Origin of the sequence: Streptomyces sp. NPDC001373, assembly GCF_042895815.1 — a bacterium.
Classification (GTDB): domain Bacteria; phylum Actinomycetota; class Actinomycetes; order Streptomycetales; family Streptomycetaceae; genus Streptomyces.
On the sequence record NZ_JBIAWQ010000003.1, the window covers coordinates 325,154 to 342,586 of the forward strand.

Annotated in this window: 15 protein-coding genes; 5 read left to right on the plus strand and 10 right to left on the minus strand. The window is 77.3% G+C overall.

From position 1 onward, the window contains the following. The first annotated feature begins 9 nt into the window (after positions 1–9). A complete protein-coding gene (locus ACFY15_RS09695) occupies positions 10–2,007 on the plus strand; it encodes an AMP-binding protein (protein WP_390825304.1) in 1,998 nt (665 codons plus the stop codon). Here the strand turns inward: ACFY15_RS09695 and ACFY15_RS09700 are convergent. Next, complete coding sequence (locus tag ACFY15_RS09700) at positions 1,962–3,800, minus strand: GNAT family N-acetyltransferase (protein WP_390825305.1); 1,839 nt, start codon at positions 3,798–3,800, stop codon at positions 1,962–1,964. The two genes, ACFY15_RS09695 and ACFY15_RS09700, sit on opposite strands and share 46 nt — an antisense overlap. 107 nt (positions 3,801–3,907) lie before the next feature. On the opposite strand from ACFY15_RS09700, the gene ACFY15_RS09705 reads away from it, so the two are divergent. Continuing rightward, complete coding sequence (locus tag ACFY15_RS09705) at positions 3,908–4,330, plus strand: DUF350 domain-containing protein (protein WP_390687234.1); 423 nt, start codon at positions 3,908–3,910, stop codon at positions 4,328–4,330. 77 nt (positions 4,331–4,407) lie between these two features. Here the strand turns inward: ACFY15_RS09705 and ACFY15_RS09710 are convergent, their stop codons facing one another. The 5 genes from ACFY15_RS09710 to ACFY15_RS09730 form a co-directional block, all read right to left on the minus strand. After that, positions 4,408–5,631, minus strand: coding sequence for an acyltransferase (locus ACFY15_RS09710; protein ID WP_390825306.1), 1,224 nt, complete (start codon positions 5,629–5,631; stop codon positions 4,408–4,410). Further along, the gene (locus ACFY15_RS09715) at positions 5,628–6,179 is read right to left on the minus strand and encodes an alpha/beta hydrolase (RefSeq protein WP_390825307.1); all 552 of its coding nucleotides are present in this window, start codon (positions 6,177–6,179) and stop codon (positions 5,628–5,630) included. Before ACFY15_RS09715 ends, ACFY15_RS09710 begins: the two co-directional genes overlap by 4 nt. A 427-nt stretch (positions 6,180–6,606) precedes the next feature. Next, entirely contained in the window at positions 6,607–6,777 is a 171-nt protein-coding gene (locus tag ACFY15_RS09720) for a DUF6126 family protein (protein ID WP_390825308.1), read from the minus strand. Positions 6,778–6,868: 91 nt separating this feature from the next. Beyond that, positions 6,869–7,549, minus strand: coding sequence for a response regulator (locus ACFY15_RS09725; protein WP_390687238.1), 681 nt, complete (start codon positions 7,547–7,549; stop codon positions 6,869–6,871). Then, a complete protein-coding gene (locus ACFY15_RS09730) occupies positions 7,546–8,904 on the minus strand; it encodes a sensor histidine kinase (protein WP_390687239.1) in 1,359 nt (452 codons plus the stop codon). The genes ACFY15_RS09725 and ACFY15_RS09730 overlap by 4 nt, the downstream gene beginning before the upstream one ends. Positions 8,905–9,001: 97 nt before the next feature. Here ACFY15_RS09730 and ACFY15_RS09735 point away from each other — a divergent pair, with 97 nt between their 5' ends. Together ACFY15_RS09735 and ACFY15_RS09740 are read left to right on the plus strand one after the other, a co-directional pair. Further along, complete coding sequence (locus tag ACFY15_RS09735) at positions 9,002–9,943, plus strand: AEC family transporter (RefSeq protein ID WP_390687240.1); 942 nt, start codon at positions 9,002–9,004, stop codon at positions 9,941–9,943. Positions 9,944–9,993: 50 nt separating this feature from the next. Beyond that, complete coding sequence (locus ACFY15_RS09740; RefSeq protein WP_390687241.1) at positions 9,994–10,389, plus strand: hypothetical protein; 396 nt, start codon at positions 9,994–9,996, stop codon at positions 10,387–10,389. Here ACFY15_RS09740 and ACFY15_RS09745 read toward each other — a convergent pair. The 4 genes from ACFY15_RS09745 to ACFY15_RS09760 all read right to left on the minus strand — a co-directional run bounded on the left by ACFY15_RS09745 (position 10,343) and on the right by ACFY15_RS09760 (position 15,723). Beyond that, positions 10,343–11,578, minus strand: coding sequence for a hypothetical protein (locus ACFY15_RS09745; protein WP_390825309.1), 1,236 nt, complete (start codon positions 11,576–11,578; stop codon positions 10,343–10,345). The two genes, ACFY15_RS09740 and ACFY15_RS09745, sit on opposite strands and share 47 nt — an antisense overlap. 23 nt (positions 11,579–11,601) lie before the next feature. Next, a complete protein-coding gene (locus tag ACFY15_RS09750; RefSeq protein WP_390825310.1) occupies positions 11,602–13,170 on the minus strand; it encodes an FAD-binding oxidoreductase in 1,569 nt (522 codons plus the stop codon). A 276-nt stretch (positions 13,171–13,446) separates the two neighbouring features. Then, positions 13,447–14,100: a class I SAM-dependent methyltransferase gene (locus tag ACFY15_RS09755; protein ID WP_390825311.1), complete on the minus strand. Its 654-nt coding sequence runs from the start codon at positions 14,098–14,100 to the stop codon at positions 13,447–13,449. Positions 14,101–14,154: 54 nt separating this feature from the next. Beyond that, positions 14,155–15,723 (minus strand): IucA/IucC family protein, encoded by a 1,569-nt coding sequence (locus ACFY15_RS09760; RefSeq protein WP_390825378.1) that lies wholly within the window; start codon positions 15,721–15,723, stop codon positions 14,155–14,157. Between the two features lie 162 nt (positions 15,724–15,885). Between ACFY15_RS09760 and ACFY15_RS09765 the strand changes: the two genes are divergently transcribed. After that, positions 15,886–17,421: an IucA/IucC family protein gene (locus tag ACFY15_RS09765; RefSeq protein WP_390825312.1), complete on the plus strand. Its 1,536-nt coding sequence runs from the start codon at positions 15,886–15,888 to the stop codon at positions 17,419–17,421. Positions 17,422–17,433 lie beyond the last annotated feature (12 nt).

Genomic DNA, 17,433 nt, shown 5'->3' on the forward strand with positions numbered 1-17,433 from the left:
CATCGGGGAATGACGCAGGCATCGCACTCCGCCGGCTCCGGCCGGCCCGCCGCCGACACCGTGCTGGAGCGCTTCGAACAGTGGGCCCGCGACACTCCCGGGGCCCCCGCCGTCATCGTCCGCCCGGAACCCCTCTCCTACGCCGGACTCGACGCGCGCGCCAACCGGCTCGCCCACCACCTCCGCGAACTGGACCTGCCCGCGCACGCGCGGATAGCCGTCGGCCCCACCCGCCGCGAGGACGGCGTCGTCGCCCTCCTCGCCGCCCTCAAGGCCGGCGCCGCCTACGCCCTGGTCGACACCGGCGACACCCGCACCGCCCGGCTCCAGCTCACCGCCCTGGAACCCGACCTGCTGGTCACCGACGCGGCGGGCGGGGCCCGCCTGGACCGGGGTGAGGGCCTGCGGATCCTGCTCACGGACGAGGAGGCCGACCGGATCGCCGCCTGCCCCGGCCGGCCCCCGGCCCGCTCCCCGCAGCCGGCGGCGGCCGCCGTGCTGTTCACCGGCACCGCCGAGCCCCGCCCCGTCCCCGTCGGCCACGACCTGCTGCTCGCCGCCCACGAGGCCTGGGACCGGGTCACCCGCCCGACCCCCGAGGACCGCCACCTGTTCACCGGCGGTCCCGACCTGACGGCCTTCGCCGCCGGCTGGACCCGCGCCCTGTGCTCCGGCGGCGCCCTCGTCCTCCCCGAGGGCCCGGCCTGGCCGCCCGGCGCAATCCCCGGGGCCGTCGCCGACCACCGCGCCAGCGTGCTGCACACCGACCCCGCCGGCGCCCTGCGCCTCCTCGACCGGAGCCTGGACCCGGCCGGCGCCGCCCCACGGGGGCGGCGCGAACCCGCACCGCTGCTGTCGACCCTGCGCCTGCTCACCGTCACCGGGGACCGGCTCTACCTCGACCAGCAGGCCGCCCTCCAGGACCGGCTGCGCCCCGGTGCCCGCGTGCTCAACGTCTACGCTCCCGCCGAGGCCGCCGGCACCGGCACCTGGTTCGAACTGCCGCAGCTGCCCCGCCCGCTGGACGAGCCCGGCGGGCTCTCGCTGCTCGGCACCCCGTTCCCCGGCTGCCGCACCGAGCTGCGCGACGGCGAGGTGTTCCTGACCCCGCCGGGCGGCGGCGACGCACTGGCCACCGGAGACCTCGCCGCGCTCCGCCCGGACGGGCTGCTGGAGTTCGGCGGACGCCTGCGCGACCGGATCACCCTCGACGACGGCAGCCCCCTCGACCCGTACCCGGTCGAGTCCGCGATCCGCACCCACCCCGGCGTCGGTGCGGCCGTCGTGGCCCCCGTCCGCAGCCGTCGCGGGACCCGGCTCGTCGCGTACGTCGCCCCGCCGCCCGACGACCCCGGCTGGACGGGAGCCGGCGCGCCCCTGGACATGGAGGGGCTCCGCGAGCACCTGGCGGGCCGGGTGCTCCGCGCCGGGAGCCCCACCGGCCTGGTGCGCCTGCGCACCCTGCCCCGTACCCGGGCCGGCCAGGAGGACCGGGCGGCGGTGCCGCAGCCCCCGGAACCGGCGCCCCGGCCCGCGCGCAGTGGCAAGTACGGGTCCGCGGCGGGCGGCGAGCTGCCCGGCTGTGTCGGCTCCGGCTGCGCGGCGGTGCCGCTGACCGTCCTCGCCCTGCTGGTCACCGACCTGATCTGGCCCGGTTCCACCGACCTCACCGGGGTGCCCGGCCCGTGGTCGTTCCTCTTCTCCGTCCTGTACTTCTTCGAGTGCTCGGCCTTCGCCGCGGGGCTGCTGTTCCTGTGCGCGGGCCGCAAGCGGATGCGGCGCCCGGGCCCGGGCCGGCGGTGGACGGCCGCCGCCCACCTGGCGGTGGCGTACCTGCTGATGGCCTGGTGGCCGCAGGACAACCTCTACCGGCTCGCGGCCAGGCACGACTGGCCGCGGCAGGCCGCCCTCGTCTACGCCTTCAACATCCCCCTGATGATCGCGGGCCTGGTGGTGGCGCTCTACCTCACCCGCAGGCCCGCCTCGCCCTTCGACTTCGACGAGTGACCCCGCCCCCCGTCGGCGAAGCCCTCGCCCACCGCCAGGGCCCGCTCCCGCACCAGCGCCCCGGCCGCGTCCAGCACCCCCCGGCTGTGCGCGGCCACCAGCACACCCAGCCACGGCTCCGGTTCGAAGGCGCCCGTCGGGATCGCCGGCACGAACACGGCCCCGAGCCCGGCGCAGTCCCGCGCCAGGGCGGCGCACACCTCCTCCAGCTGGGCCTCCGGCAGCCGTGCGCCCAGCTCCACCCGGTCGGTGATCCGCACGAGGTGACCCCCGCCCCGCAGCTCGTCGAGCCGGGCGGCCGCCATGAACGCCGCCGACGGGCCGGTGAGCCGCAGGTTGGCCTCGGTCGGCGCGAGCCGCCCCGCCGCGTCCGCGACGAAGTCCACGTCGAACCAGCCCCGGTGGCCGGCCGCCGCCAGCTCCCGGCCCACCGCCGCCCCGAACTCCAGCAGCGGCGCCTCCAGGCGGGCGGGCACCACCCCGGGGCCCACCACGGCGCCCCGGTACCCGCCGTCGGCCACGTCCATCAGGGCCGCGCCGACCGTGTGCGGGCGGCCCGCGCCGTCCACGAAGCCGTCGTAGGTCAGATCCCGCGGGGCGTCCGGATCCGCCGGGCCGTGCACGTACTCCTCCACCAGCAGCGGGCCGCGCGGCAGTCGGCGCACCAGGGCCCGGGCCCCGCCGGCCGCCCGTATGCGCCCGGGCGTCACCACGGTGGTGCCCGAACCCCCGACGCCGTGCTCCGACTTGAGGACGGTGCTCTCGCCCGCCCGGGCCCGCGCCGCCACCCGCCGGACCGCCGCCCGCCGGCTCCCGGCCCGCCACTGCGCGGGCAGCGCGACCGCCGGATGGCCGCCGCCCGCCAGGATCCGGGCGAACAGGGCGTGGGCCGCGGACTTCGACTCGTACCGCAGCGCGTCGGGCCGCCACGGCACGCCCGCGAGCCGCGCGTACGGACCCGTCCGCCCCCACGGAACGAGCGGCAGCCCGTACCCCCTCACCCGACCGGCCAGCGCCGGCCGGGCCAGCACCGCCTCCGACAGGCCCGGGCCCCGTTCCACCAGGCCGTCGTACACCTCCACCTCCGGCCCCCAGCCCAACGGCCGCCCGACCGCGCCGGCCCACCACCGCGGCACCGGCCTCGGCAGCAGCAGCGCGGCCGGGCGGGGGCTGTAGAAGGCGGCCAGGCAGGCGTAGTCGTGCGCGGGCTCCTGCGCGGGGTCGAGGGAGGCGTCGGCGAACTGGGCATTGAACTCGGCCACGTTGCCCACGTGCACCGCCGCCACCCCGCCCGTCCAGGCCCGCGCCCAGGCCGCGAGCGGTACCGGGGCCGCCTCGAAACGGACCAGCCCCGGCGGGGAGCCGGCCGCCGGGACCGCGCCCATCGCCCGGTAGAAGCCCGCCGCATGGGGGTCGGCGTCGATCAGCAGCCGCCGGAAGCCCAGCGCGGCCGCCCGGCGCACGGCGTCCAGGTACAGCAGCCGTCCGAGCCCCCGGCCGATGGCCGAGGGCTCCACGAACAGCAGCCCGATCCGCGCCGTCCCGGGGGAGTCGCCGCCGTCCGGGACGCCCGCGTTTCCGCCGTCCTCCAGGGAGGCCAGGCCCAGCGCCTCCCCGCGCGCGTTCTCGGCCACCACGATCCGCCGTGCCGTCAGCTCCTCCTCCCGCACCCGCAGTTCTCCGGCGCACGCCGCGAGGAACTCCGCGCCGTATCCCCAGTGCGCCTTGGACCGCATGACCAGCGCGGTCAGCGCCGCCGCCTCACCGGGCCGCGCGGGCCTGGCCTTTGCCATCTCCTGACCTCCCCATGGTCCGGGGCTGGGCCGTGCGATACATTCGGCCTCCCCACGGCACGTCCTTGGCACATCCCTATCCCACCCCCGCGGAGACAGGCTTCTCAATGAGCGACATCGTCGACGGACTCGGCCGTACGACCGCCTACGGCGCCCTCGGGCTGGTGCTGCTGGTCCTCGGCATCGTCCTGGTGGACGTGCTGACCCCCGGGAAGCTGCCCCGGCAGATCTGGGAGGAGCGCAACCGCAACGCGGCCCTCCTGCTCAGCTCCGCGCTCCTCGGCGTCGGCGGCATCGTCTTCACCTCCATCTGGACGACGTACGAGGACTTCGGCAAGGGCCTGCTGTCCACGGCGGCCTTCGGCCTGCTCGGCCTGGTGCTGATGGCCGTGGCCTTCCTGGTGCTGGACCTGGTGACCCCGGGCAGGCTCGGCGCCATCGTGGTCGACCCCGAGCCGCACCCGGCCGTCTGGGTCACCGCCTCCTGCAACCTCGCGGTCGCCGCGATCGTGGCCGCCTCCATCGCCTGACCGCCCGGCGCGCCGCCCGCGCCCGCACGACAGGAGGGCGCCGCTCCCCACCGGGAGCGGCGCCCTCCTCGCGTTCCCTACGCCAGACCCAGCGCGAACGCCCCGAACCCGGCCGCCAGCACCCCCGCCAGGGCCCCGCGCACCGCCGCCCCCCGGCGTCCCGGCGACGGCGGCGCCTCGAACCGGCGGGCGAAGCGGGCGATCCCCACCAGCAGCGCAGCGAACACAGGCAGCCACAGCGCCCGCGCCGCCACCCAGCCCAGACCGTCGGGCGCGGTCGTCAGCCCGGCCACCGGGCCGCCGGCGAGGGACGCCGGAACGGCCGCCGCCAGCATCGCGGTCTGGTGCCAGCACAGGACGGTCATCGCCGACAGGTTGACCACCACCACCGGGGCCCACAGCGCCGGCCGCGCCAGCAGCCGCGCCAGCCGGTCCCGCAGCAGGATCGCCGCGCCCGACTGCGCCGAGGCCAGCGCCAGGACCAGCAGCGACGGCGGATGCGAGTTGGTCCGCGCCGCGCCCGGCACACCGACCATCGACGCCGGGTAGTGGAAGACCGCCAGCAGCACCGCGAACAGGGCGGCCCCGCCCACCAGCAGCAGCCGCGCGCCGGACCGGCCGATCCGCCGCTCACCCCAGGACACGCCCAGCTGATAGGCGAACAGCCAGCCCGGCAGGACGTTCAGCACCGACAGCCAGGAGGGTACCGAGGCGGCGAGCGGCCCGTAGCGCAGGAAGTCCACCGCCGCGACCGAGAGGAGCAGCGGGGCCGCCGCCCAGCCGCCGAGCCGGCCCGCGGCCCGGACGCAGTACGGGGTCAGCGCCGTCACCACCGCGTACACGCCGACGAACCACAGCGGCTGCACCACCAGGGTCGCGCCCGTCCGCAGTGTGCCCTCCGGCACGCCGGCCGCGTACAGCACCGGCGCGGCCAGCGCCCACACGGCCGTCACCCCCAGCACCGGCCGCCCCAGCCGGACCATCCGCCCCTTGAGCCAGGCACCGGTGGAGCCCGTGCGGCGGCGGAAGGAGAGCACCGAGGCGTATCCGCCGACGAGGAAGAAGACGCCGAGCATCTGGAGCACCCAGCTCGCCGGGGCGAGGGCGCCGACGGCCGACAGCGGACTGGCGTTGTGCAGCCCGCCCTCCGCGTCGAGGGTGAAGCCGCCGAGCAGCCAGTGGCCGGTCGGCACCGCCAGCAGGGCCAGCGCCCGCAGCCCGTCGAGCGCCCGGTCCCGGCGGGCCGGCGTCCGTCGGTCGATCCGCCCCGCGGTCCGTCGCAGCGCACCCGCGGCGCTCATCGGACCTCCCCCTTCGTGATCGCGGCGAAGGCGGCCGGCGAGCGGGTGCCGGGAGCGAAGTACCCGGTGTGCCCCACCACGTCCGAGGAGGGCACCCGGCGCGCCCCGAAGGCCGGCGAGGCCGGGGCGGGGCCGTGCCCGATGCCCGCGACCTCCAGGTTCGGCACGTCGGCGATCCAGCCGGAGGGGCCCCGGGCCGCCCACACCCGGGCCCGGGCCATCCCCGCCGGGCCGGTGTCCGGCCTGCGCGGGGCGTCGTGGGACGGCGCGTCGTTGCCGGAGCCGGGCACGACCACCGCGACGTGCGCCGCCCCTTCGAGGTCCCCGAACACCTCGGCGACCCGGCCCCGCCCGCGCGGGTCGAACGGGTCGGCGTCCGCCGGATCGGGCAGCGGCCGGCCGGAGACCGTGTCGGCGCGCCATGCCGCGGCCCCCGGCGGCGGCCCGGTGACCGGCCTCTGGCCGTCGCCGGGGGCCCAGCCGGTGGTTCCCGCGACGACGGCCACCGCCGGTGCGGCCGTGACGATCGTCCTCCCGAAGCGGCCCATGGCCCGTCCCCTCTCTGCTCGTGACGGAGGGGAAGGTAGGGAGGAGGTGCCCGGACGCGCGTCGGACCGGGGAGCCAAGCCCGATGTCATACCCCGGTAGGGGGTGGAGGAGGGACACGGGCACGGGCCCGCGGTCCGCGTGCGCGTCCTGGAACTGCTCGGCGAGCGCGGGCACGCGGTCGCCGGGATGCTGCCGGAGACCGGGGTGGAGGCGCCGAGCCTCTCCCGGCAGCCGGCCGTCCTGCGCGGGGCCGGCCTCGTGGTCACCCGCAGGGAGGGCTCCCACGTGTACTACCGGCTCACCCGCCCGCAGACCGTCGAACCGCCTCGCGCCGCCCGCGGCGTCTTCTCCGGCGTCCTGGAGGGCCGGGCCGGTATCCTGGCCGGCCCCCGCACCGCCCGCCCCGGCGGGCAGCCGGGAGCCGCCTCACTTCTGGGCGTGCTGGCCCAGGTAGAACAGCAGCATGACGAACGCGGCGAACACGTGCGTGCCGGCGATGTAGAAGAAGGCACGCAGGGCTACGCCCTTCGCCTTCCACTTCTCCTGCTCGGCGGCCCGCTCCCGGGAGGCGCCGTGCGCGGGGGTGTCGTCCGTCATGACCACTGAGCTCCCTTGCCGAATTGCGCAACTCTGCAAGTCTAGCTCCCGTCGGAAGAGGGCCGCCCCCGCCTCCGCACGGCCGGCCCGGTCAGGCGGGGTCCCCCGGGCGGACCAGGCCCGCCTCGTACGCGAAGATCACCGCCTGCGCCCGGTCGCGCAGGTCCAGCTTGCCCAGCACCCGCCCGATGTGGGTCTTGACCGTCTGCTCGGCCAGCACCAGGTGCGCGGCGATCTCCTGGTTCGACAGCCCCCGCGCGATCAGCTCCAGCACCTCCGTCTCCCGCGGGGTCAGGCCGTTCAGCCGCAGCGCCGGGTCCTTGCGCCGCGCGGGGCGCTGCCGCACGAAGTCCGCGATCAGCCGCCGCGTCACCGAGGGCGCCAGCAGTGCCTCGCCCGAGGCCACCACCCGGACCGCCGCGATCAGGTCGGCGGGCGGGGCGTCCTTCAGCAGGAAGCCGGACGCGCCCGCGCGCAGCGCCTCGTACACGTAGTCGTCGATGTCGAAGGTGGTCAGCATCAGCACCTTCGGCCGGTGCGCCACCCCCGCGGGCGGGTCCAGGAGCTCCCGGGCGGCCGAGAGCCCGTCCAGCTCCGGCATCCGTACGTCCATCAGCACCACGTCCGGGTGCACCGTGCGCGAGAGCCGCACGCCCTCCCGGCCGTCGGGCGCCTCGCCCACGACGTCGATGTCGGCCTGCGCGGACAGCAGCGCGGCGAACCCCGCCCGCACCATGGCCTGGTCGTCGACGACGATCACTCGGATGGTCAACTGGATTCCTCGGTCCGGGAGTCGAGCGGCAGCCGGGCGGCGACCCGGAAGCCGCCCTCGGGCAGCGGGCCCGCGTCCAGGGTCCCGCCGGTCAACCGTACGCGCTCGCGCATCCCCACCAGACCGTGCCCCGTGCCCGCGGCATCCAGCTCCACCACGCCGTTCTCCGCCGGGCCGTTGACCACGAGGACGAGCACCTCGCCATTCCCGGCGGAACACGTCACCGACACCCGCGTCCGTGCCCCGGGGGCGTGCCGCACCACGTTCGCCAGGGCCTCCTGCACGATGCGGTACGCCGACAGGTCCACGGCCGGCACCGCCCGCGCCGCCTCGGCCACGCCCGCGGCCAGGGACAGCTCCACCGGCTGCCCGGCCCGTACGGTCGCCTCCACCAGCTGCTGGACCCGTCCGACGCCCGGCTGCGGCGCCCGCTCCCCGCCGCCCGCCCCGTCGCCGGCCCCGTCCCCGCGCAGCACCGTCAGCAGCCGCCGCATCTCGCCCAGCGACTCGCGCGCACTCGCCGCGATCGCTTCGAACTCCTCGCGCACCGGCTCCTCCATGCCCGGCAGCCGGTACGGGGCGGAGTCGGCCTGCACCGTGATCACCGACATGTGGTGGGCCACCACGTCGTGCAACTCCCGGGCGATCCGAGCCCGTTCCTCCAGCAGCGTGCGCCGCGCCCGTTCCGCCCCGCTGATGCTCTCCTGCTCCGCGATCCGCTGCCGGGCGTCGCCCAGCCCGCGCAGCGCACCGGTCAGCGCCAGCACGACCCCGGCCAGCACGAACTGCAGGGCCACCGTGTCGACGACCCCGGCCGGTGCGAAGAAGCCCAGCACCACCCCGGCCGCCCCCGTCGCCAGCCACACCCCGACCAGCGTCCGGACGGACTCCCGCAGCCCCAGGCAGGCCATCAGCACCAGGTACCCGACGATCCCCATCGGCGTCCATGGCCAGGGGCGGCCCGCAGCCCCGTCGGCGGAGACCAGCAGCACGGCCCCGACCACGTCCGCGGCCAGCACCGCCGCCCAGGCGGGCACCGGCCGGGTCACCGCCAGCAGCAGCGGCACCGTCTGCGCCACGCCCAGCGCCCCCGCCCAGCCGCCGCCCACCCGGTAGTCGTTCGTCAGCACCGCGATGGTCACGGGGAGCAGCACGACCACGAAGACGGCCGCGACGGCGAAGGGCGCCGTCCGCTGCCAGCGGCGCGGCGCCCGTGCCAGCAGCGGCTCGCCCGCCCGGGCCGGGGTGCGCAGCGCCACCGCCAGCTGCGCGAACCGGCCGGCGGTGTCGGGCGGCAGCGGCCGGGCGGCCGGATTCCTCCGGGAGCGGCCCGGGACGCGCGGTATGAACCTCATGATCCGCCAGCCTATGCGCCGGGGCTTCCGAGGGGGACGGCAGCGCGGACGGATAGGCTGCACGCCGTCCGAAAACCGAACGAGGGAGCCGGTGCGCATGGGCGGGGCAGCCGCACTCGAGAAGCTGGTGCCGGTCCTGCTGGCCTTCGGCGGCGGGGTCCTGCTCGCCCGCCGCAAGACCGTCCCGGCGGAGGCCTCCAAGGCCTTCTCCGACTACGCCTTCCTCTTCGCCGTCCCCTGCTACCTCTTCGGCAACATCTACGCCGCCGACCTCGGAGCCCTGTTCGACTGGCGGGCCATCGGCGGCTACGCGGCCACCGCCGCCCTCGCCGTCCTCGCCGTGGCCCTCGGCGCCGCCGCGTACGGCGTGCGGGAGCCCCGCGCGGTGGCGCTGCGCGTGATGGCCGGGGTCCAGGTCAACACCGCCTACTTCGCCGTCCCCGTCTTCATCACCCTGTTCGGGACGGCGGCCCCGATCTTCCCGGTGCTGCTGTTCCAGGTGTGCGTCCTCTCGCTTGTGGTGATCGCCCTCATGGAGCTGGGCCGGGCGGGCGCCGGCGGCCCCGGCACCCGGATCTCCCGGGCCCTGGCCGCCTCCCTCGCCACCCCGCTCGTCCTGGCCTGCAACGCGGGCATCCTGCTCAACCTGCTCTCGGTGCACGTCCCGAAGGTGCTCCTCGACGGGGCCGCGTTCGTCGGCGACAGTGCCTCGCCGGTGGCCCTGTTCGCCCTCGGCCTGCACCTCGGCGGCACAGGCCTGGACGTCCGGGGCACCACCCGGGAGGAGGCCGCCCTGATCGCCTTCAAGTGCCTGGCCTTCCCCCTGCTGGCCTGGGCGGTGTGCGGGGGGCTGTTCGGGACGGGGAGTCCGTGGCTCGCGTACCTCGTCCTGATCGCCGCGATGCCGACCCCGCAGAACCTCTTCATCTTCGCCCAGCGCTACGACGTCGGCGTCGACCTCTCCGCCGCCGTCGTGATCAAGAGCTCGGTGGTCTCCCTCCTGCTGCTGCCGCTCTGGCTCCGGACCGTCGCCCCGTAGCGCCCCGCCGGCGGCTCGTTCCCCCGGCGGGTTCCGTTCGTTGACCGGTCATGGAGCTGCTGCCGATGATCGCGGCGCCGGGTGTCGGCGAACGGGCCGACGCCGCGGCCGATGCCGCCTGCCACCTCTATGACGCCGTCGCGCCCTGGTACGGCGGCGGCCCGGGCGGGTGGAGCCGGACCGCCGCCGAGGACGCCGCCGAGGCGATCGAGACCACCGCGCACGCCCTGGCACACATCCACCCGAGGGCCGAGGTCATCCTGGCGCCCGTGCACGCGGCCCTCGCCGACCTGCGCCGTCAGCTGGAGCTGCCCCCGGCCGACGGCCTGACCGCCGGCGGGGTGCCGGTGACCCCGCGGACGGTCGGAAACCCGCGCCGGACCCGCTGGGTGCGGGTGCTCACTCCGCCCGCACCCCGGCGACCGCCGACTGGTACAGCTTCCTGACCTCCGCGCCGAAGTAGGCGCTGTACGAGGTGTCGGCCGTGGGTCCGCCGGTCTCCCAGCCGCCGATCACCCCGACCACGTCCCCGGTCGCGGTGTCCTCGTCGAAGCGGGTGATGAAGGGGCCGCCGCTGGTTCCGCCCGGGTAGCCGGTGCAGTCGATCCGCAGGAACGATCCGGGGCTCCCCGGGTCGGTGCTGGTGAACTTGGTCGTCTTGTTGACGCACACGCGCGGGCGCGGCGCCGGCGCCGGGTGGCCGATGAGGACGACCTTGGGGTGGTTGAAGGTGGCCCCGGTGACGAGCCGGTTCCCGCCGACCACGTCCTCGACGTCCTCGCCGTCGGTGTCCGGTCCGACCTGGGCGAAGGCCACGTCGAGGGTGGCGGCCTTCGCGGCGCCCTCGGTGCGGTAGCGGGAGGCGATCCAGACCTTCGAGCGGCCCGCCGCGTCCCGCAGGACCGGGAACATCCCGTACGGGCGCGGGTTGGCGCGCGTGTACTGCGGGACGAAGGCGATCTGGCGGGTGTCGCTGCCGAGCAGGCAGTGCGCCGCGCTGAGCACCATGTTGCGGCCGGGTGAGGAGACCACGCTGGCGGTGCAGAAGTAGGCGCCGGCGCCCTTCATGACGAACATACGGCCGACGACCGGGATCCCGTCGAAGTCCTGCCCCACCCCGGCCGGGCCGGTCGGGAGCACCCGGGCGGGCAGCGGGGAGGGCGGTGCCGCCGTGGGCGTGGGGGCGGGGGGCAGGGGAGCGGGCAGGGTGCTCGCCGCCGGTGCGGGCGCGGGCAGCGCCGCCGCGGCGGCGGCGGAAGCGGCGGGCGCCTCCGGGGCGGGGGGCGCGGAGGGCGGGGCGGGGGTGGCCGCCGCCGAGGCCCCCGCCCCGGGTACGTGCGCGCCGGGTGCCGCCGCGCCAGGTACCAGCGCGCCGGGCGTAGTCGTGCCGGGTGCCGCGGTGCCGGAAGCCGCCCCGCCGGAAGCCGCCCCGCCGGAAGCCGCCCCGCCGGGGGCCGGCGGGTCGGGTACGGGGACCGCCGAGGCCATCCGCGCCGGCGTCCAGAACGCGGCGGCCTCGCGTGCGGTCCAGCGTCCGGCCGAGGCCTCGGCGCTGCCGGATCCGGCTCCGGGCAGCGGCGCTCCCGGCAGCAGCAGGGCGGCGGTCGCCGCCGCCAGTGTGAACGTTCGCAGCATGTCTCGTTCCTGTTCGTGACGGCCTAGACGGCCTGGGGGAAACGCAGCAGCCGGTCGGGGTCGTAGGTGCGCCGGACCCGCTCCAGGCGGGGGAGGTTCGGCCCGTAGTAGGCCTCCCGCCAGCCGGTCAGCTTCGGGTCGGCGTAGTTCTGGTAGGCCCGGCCGCCCGCCCACGGGCGCAGGGCCCGCCACAGCCCGTCGAGCCAGTCCTGGTGCCGGGCCGCGCCGGCGGCGTCCGCGGACGGCGGCCAGTACGCGAGGTACTGGGCCAGGAAGGCGCTGTCGCGGTGGACGAAGGCGGTGGCGTCGGCGGACACCCGGTTCACGGCCCCGCCGCACACCCCGTCGAACTGCACCACGCCCCGCCCGCCCGGGGGCACCGCCCGCCCGTACCGCCCGAGCGCGTCCAGGACCGCGCCGAGCGCCGCGTCCGGCAGCCCGGCACCGTCCCAGAAGTCGGAGCGGGCCGCGTACGAGTCCCGGCCCAGGCGTCCCCGCGGATCCCGGCCGGGCAGCCGCCCCGGCAGCCGGCACAGCTCCGGTCCGCCCTCGGGACAGCCCGCCATGGCCCGCACCGTGTCCCCGTAACCGCGGACGGAGATCCAGGCGTCCCGGGGCTCCCGCCCCACCAGGCCCGCCAGCCGGGCGAGTTCCCGCTCCAGCTCCGCGCGTCCGTCGAGGCACACCGCCCGGACGGCCAGGACGGCGGTCGAGCCGGCCTCCACCGTGAACTCGGCCTGGCTCCAGAACGGGTCCGGCAGCGCGCACAGCCAGCGCTGCCAGCCGCGCACCACCGCCGCCGAGTCCGCGCCGGGCCAGTGCAGTTCGGCGAAGGCGGCGTCGCCGACCGGATGGGTGCGCAGGCGGAACTCGGTGACCACCCCGAAGTTCCCTCCCCCGCCCCCGCGCAGCGCCCAGAACAGCTCCGGGTCCCGGTCCGGGCCGGCCTCGCGCACCACCCCGTCGGCGGTCACCACCCGGGCGCCGGCGAGCCGGTCGGAGGTGGTGCCGTGGGCCCGGGAGGAGAGGCCCAGGCCGCCGCCGAGGGTGAGGCCCGCGATGCCGACGGAGGGACACAGCCCGGCGGGGACGCCCAGGCCGCGCCCGGCGAGGGCCGCGTGCACGTCGGCCAGCCGGGCGCCCGCGCCGACGCGCACCTCGTCCCCCTCGACCGCCACCCGGGCCATGGCGCCGACGTCGACCACGAGTCCGGCGGCCACCGCCGACCAGCCCGCGTAGCTGTGCCCGCCGCCGCGCGGCACCACCGCGGCGGCCGAGCGGCGGGCGAAGTCCAGGCAGACGGCCACGTCGTCGGCGTGCTGCGGATAGGCCACGGCGCCGGGGGCGACGGAGTCGTAGCGGGGCTGGAACGACTGCCGGGCCTCGGCGTAGTCGCGGTCCCCCGGAAGGACCACCCGGCCGTCCATCGCCCGGGCCAGCGCCCCGAAGTCCGGCCCGGCCGCGGAGCCGGCCCGCGGGGCACGCGCACGGGCGGCGGCCGGCGCGGGGGAGGCGGCCGAGGGGCCCGCCCCGCCGGCGCCGAGCACGGCGGCGGCCGCGCCCGCGAGGACCCGGCGTCGTGGGAAATTCATACTTCCTTCCTGCCACCGCCCGCCCCGATCGAGTCGAAGGCGGGCCCGCCGGAGCCGCGTTGTCGCCCGAACGGCGGACTCCCGGGCGGACGCCCGCCCGCTGGCGACGCGTCAGCCCGGCGGAGAGGCGCAGCGCAGCACTGGTCCCGCCCCACCCGGCCGCACGGGCACCCCCGCCGGCGGTCCCGGCGGAGACCGGGCCGCCGCCCCCGCCGGGCCGCCGGTACCGCCGAACTGCCACCGCAGCCGGGCCGCCGCCCCCTTCGGGGCCCTGCGTCAGGGCGTCGGGGGGCGGCGGGCCAGGACGAAGCCCCGGGGGCCGGGCTCCCCTTCGTCCGGTTCCCGGACCATGCGGGCCGTCTCCGCGAGCCCCGCCCCCGCCAGCAGTCCGGCGATCAGCCCGGGCGGGGTCGTGTACACGTCGGGGTCGGCCGGGTGCGCGGGGTTGCGACCGTCCTCGTCCCCCTCCCCTTCCCCGGCCTCGAACGCGACCAGGGCGTAGCCGCCGGGCGCCAGCACCCGGGCGAACTCGGCGAAGAGCTCGGGGAGTTCCGTCGGCGGGGTGCGGACGGTCCCGTACCAGGACAGGACGCCGCCCAGCGCCCCGTCGGCCACGTCCAGCCCGGCCATCCGCCCGACCTCGAACCGCAGCCCCGGATACGCGCGGCGGGCCGCCGCCACCATCGCCGGGGACAGGTCGACGCCGAAGGCCCGTACGCCGCACCGGTCCAGGTACGCCGTCGTGCGGCCCGGACCGCAGCCCAGGTCGGCGACCGCCCCGCCCCCGGCGCGCGCGTACGCGGCGAAGGCGTCCAGCATCGCCCGGTCCAGGGGCCGCACCGCCGGGTCGTCCCGCAGCGTCCGGGCGCGGCCGACGGCGTCGCGGTCGTGGAACGCCCGTCCGGCGTGGTGACGCGAGGTTGCTGTCATGCTCCTGCACATTAGTGGGACGGACGGCCGGATTCACCGGTGGCCGCCCCTCCTTCACGCCCCGGTCAGCGGACTGGGCAGCCGCGTCCACTGGTCCCCGGGCACCCCCGGGCTCAGGCGCATCAGGGTCAGCGCCTTCACCGGCAGCGGCCCGCGCAGCGCCTCCGAGTCGGCGGTCGGCGCCAGTCCGTCCAGCCCGGCCGCCAGGGCCGCCCCGAAGGCCCGCCGCGAGCCCGCCGTCGCGGCGAGCGCCCCGGCGGCCAGGGAGCCGAACATCTTGCGCCGCAGCACCGTCTCGTCGTCCGTCACCAGTCGGCCCGACAGCGGTGGCACCGGCAGCCCGTGCCGGGCCAGCCGGGCCGGGCTGATCCGGATGTCGGCCAGGTCGCGGTAGACCAGGCGCAGCGGGGTGCCGTCGGCGGCCAGGACCACCAGGAGGTTCTGCCCGTGGGCCTCCAGCGCCACGCCCAGGTCCAGCACCCGCAGGCACACCGACAGCGCCAGCCGGGCGAACCGCGCCTGCCAGTCCGCCGACCGGGCCAACGCGGTCCCCGCCAGCGCCGCCACCGGTACGACCCGCTCCCCGGCCCGCGCGTACGCCTCCGGGGGCTCGCGGAGGACCGCCGCCAGGTCCGGGCTGCAGGCGGTGGCCGCACCGAGGGTGCGGGTGATGTGCAGGCGGCCGTCCAGGCGCTCGGCCAGCGCGTGTGCGAAGTCCGAGACCACGGCGGCCGTCTCGACGGAGTAGGCGGAGATGTCCCGCACCGAGGAGGTCAGCCGCGTGCTCAGGGCCGTCTTCACATGGGGGCCGCCCGCCGCCGGGGCGAGCGTGCGCAGCGCCATCAGGGGGTGGGCGGCCGGTCCCGGCAGGAGCTCCTCGCCCTTGAGGACGTGCTCGGCCTGCCACGGGTGCACCGGGACCAGGATCCGGTCCCCGTCGCGCAGGTGCTCCGGCCAGTCCCCGGCGACCAGGCACTCCCGCGCCCGGACGGGGACCAGACCGAGCTCCACCAGCGGCCCGTGCTCCGGTGCGTAGGCCAGCTGCTCCGCGACCGAGAACCCGGGCCGGGAGCGGCAGTTGGGGTGGTACGGGTGCCCGTCGACCACCCGCTGTTCCCACTCCCAGGTGGTGCGTGGCTCCGCCCGCTCCGCGGGCGGCTGCCCGGCGCGGGACAGGGCGAGGGAGGCGGTGCTGTCGTCGAGCTCGGCGGCGAAGGAGGCGAAGGCGGCCCCGAGGGGCCCGGCGGCGCCGTGCGGCACCCGCAGCGCCTCGACCAGCCGGGCCGCCTGCCGGTACGGCCGTCCGTCGAGCCGCACCTCGGTGACGTAGGCCTCCGTCGCGTACGGGTCCGGGCGCGGCCCCTCCAGCCGTGAGCCGCCCGCCAGCAGCAGTCCGAGCGAGTCCGGCCCCTGCTCCCGGCCCACCACCCACGGCAGCGGTTCGAAGGCCAGTGCCCGCCAGAGGCGGGTCAGCACGGCGGAGCGCGCGCCGTCCAGCGCGGCCTCGTACGCGGACCCGAGCCCGGGCCGTACGCCGGCCAGGGCGGCGGCGACCGCCTCCTCGGCGGGGCCCGCCGGGGAGGACCGGGGGTCGGGCGGGGGAACGTGCGTGCTGCGGTCCAGGGTCCCGTTCCTTTCGGATCGCTGCTGACTGAGGGCTTCACCCGATGATCAAGTCATCATCCCGGATACTGAAGATCACGGCCGGTTGCCCCACCCGGGGACCCCGGCGCACAGAAGCACAGACCGCCGAGACACCGAAGCACCGAAGCACCGAAGCCCCGAATGGATCCAGTGGACCTCAACGCCGCCGCCGACGCCTACGCCGCCGCCCCGCTCCTGAACTGCCTGCTGCGGGAGGTGGCCGACGCCGAGGGCGCGCACGTCCACCGGCTGCGTGGCAGCGGCCGGCTCCTGCGAGTCGCCGGCGGCCGCCGGCCCGCGGACCCCGAGCTGCGCACCGCGGACGGCTGGCGCCCGCTGAGCCACCCCGAACTCGTCAAGCTCGCCTCCGACGAACTGCTCCGGCACACCGGGGTCTCCAACGACGAGCTGCCGGTGGAGATGGCCGACAGCCGCGACACCGTCGCCGCGCTGCTGGCCGCCCGGGCCGGCGCCGAGCCGCCGGGGGACCCCTACGTCCGCTCCGAGCAGGCCCTGCTCATGGGCCACCCGTACCACCCCGCGCCCAAGACACGCGGCGGCGGCCCCGCCGCGAGCTGGCTGCCGTACGCCCCCGAGGCGCACGCGAGCTTCCCGCTCGTGATGCTGGGGCTGCGCGAGGACCAGGTGGCGGAGGAGGGCGGAGCGGAGGCCGCCGCGGCGGTCGACGCGCTGGCCGGGATCCTCGGCGGCCCCCGCCCGCCCGCCGGCTACCGCGCGCTGCCCGCGCACCCCTGGCAGCTCGACCTGGTCGCCGGCCGGCGGGAGGTGCGCGAGGCCCTCGCCGACGGGCGCCTGCTGCGGCTCGGCCCGACCCGGCTGCCGGTGTGGCCCACCGCCTCGATCCGCACCGTCCGGGCGGCCGGCCCGGACGCCGACCTGTTCGCGAAGTTCAGCCTCGACGTGCGCATCACCAACGACGTGCGCCGGCTGTGGCGCCACGACCTGCTCAGGCTGCGCCGTACCGACTCAGCCGTCGAGGAGGGTTTCGCCGACCTGCGCCGCCGGACCGGTGCGGAGGCGGTCTGGCTGTGCGACCGCGGCTACCGTACCGCCGCCTTCGCCTTCGAGGAACTCGCCGTCCTGGTCCGCGACGGACTGAGCGGGCGGGTGCTCCCGGGGGCGACGCCGCTGCTGTGCGCGGCGCTCGCCGAGGGCTTCCCCGGCAGTCCGCTGGAGGCCGCGCCCGACCCGTGGGAATGGTGGCGGGCCTACCTGCGCCGGGTCGTGCCCCCGGTGCTGGACCTGTTCGCGCGGCACGGGATCGTGCTGGAGGCCCACCTCCAGAACTGCCTGGTGGCCGTCGACGGGCGGGGCACGCCCGTGCAGGCCCTCTTCCGCGACGCGGAGGGGGTCAAACTCCCGCGGGACATGCCGCGGGAGGCGGCCTGGGAGCGGCTCGTGTACTGCCTGGTCGTCAACCACCTGGCGGAGGTGGCCGGGGCCCTGGCCGAGCACCGTCCGGAGCTGTCCGGCCGGGTGTGGCCTGCGGTGCGCGAGGAGTTCCTGCGCTATGACGCCGAGCACGGCCTGCCCGAGGTCGCGCGGCTCCTCGAAGCCCCCGCGCTTCCGGCCAAGACGAACCTGCTGCTGCGCTGGACCCGCGCGGACGGCGCGGACGCGCGCTACCTGGAGCTGCCGAACCCGCTGCGGGCGTAGTGCGCGGAGGTG

What these genes read in the sequence shown, in the direction of transcription:
- ACFY15_RS09735 (WP_390687240.1), top strand. Translation starts at nt 9,002, where the DNA reads ATGGGCGGGGCAGCCGCACTCGAGAAGCTGGTGCCGGTCCTGCTGGCC.
- ACFY15_RS09705 (WP_390687234.1), top strand. Translation starts at nt 3,908, where the DNA reads ATGAGCGACATCGTCGACGGACTCGGCCGTACGACCGCCTACGGCGCC.
- ACFY15_RS09750 (WP_390825310.1), bottom strand. Translation starts at nt 13,170, where the DNA reads ATGAATTTCCCACGACGCCGGGTCCTCGCGGGCGCGGCCGCCGCCGTG.
- ACFY15_RS09765 (WP_390825312.1), top strand. Translation starts at nt 15,886, where the DNA reads ATGGATCCAGTGGACCTCAACGCCGCCGCCGACGCCTACGCCGCCGCC.
- ACFY15_RS09715 (WP_390825307.1), bottom strand. Translation starts at nt 6,179, where the DNA reads ATGGGCCGCTTCGGGAGGACGATCGTCACGGCCGCACCGGCGGTGGCC.
- ACFY15_RS09740 (WP_390687241.1), top strand. Translation starts at nt 9,994, where the DNA reads ATGGAGCTGCTGCCGATGATCGCGGCGCCGGGTGTCGGCGAACGGGCC.
- ACFY15_RS09730 (WP_390687239.1), bottom strand. Translation starts at nt 8,904, where the DNA reads ATGAGGTTCATACCGCGCGTCCCGGGCCGCTCCCGGAGGAATCCGGCC.
- ACFY15_RS09695 (WP_390825304.1), top strand. Translation starts at nt 10, where the DNA reads ATGACGCAGGCATCGCACTCCGCCGGCTCCGGCCGGCCCGCCGCCGAC.
- ACFY15_RS09755 (WP_390825311.1), bottom strand. Translation starts at nt 14,100, where the DNA reads ATGACAGCAACCTCGCGTCACCACGCCGGACGGGCGTTCCACGACCGC.
- ACFY15_RS09720 (WP_390825308.1), bottom strand. Translation starts at nt 6,777, where the DNA reads ATGACGGACGACACCCCCGCGCACGGCGCCTCCCGGGAGCGGGCCGCC.
- ACFY15_RS09745 (WP_390825309.1), bottom strand. Translation starts at nt 11,578, where the DNA reads ATGCTGCGAACGTTCACACTGGCGGCGGCGACCGCCGCCCTGCTGCTG.
- ACFY15_RS09700 (WP_390825305.1), bottom strand. Translation starts at nt 3,800, where the DNA reads ATGGCAAAGGCCAGGCCCGCGCGGCCCGGTGAGGCGGCGGCGCTGACC.
- ACFY15_RS09710 (WP_390825306.1), bottom strand. Translation starts at nt 5,631, where the DNA reads ATGAGCGCCGCGGGTGCGCTGCGACGGACCGCGGGGCGGATCGACCGA.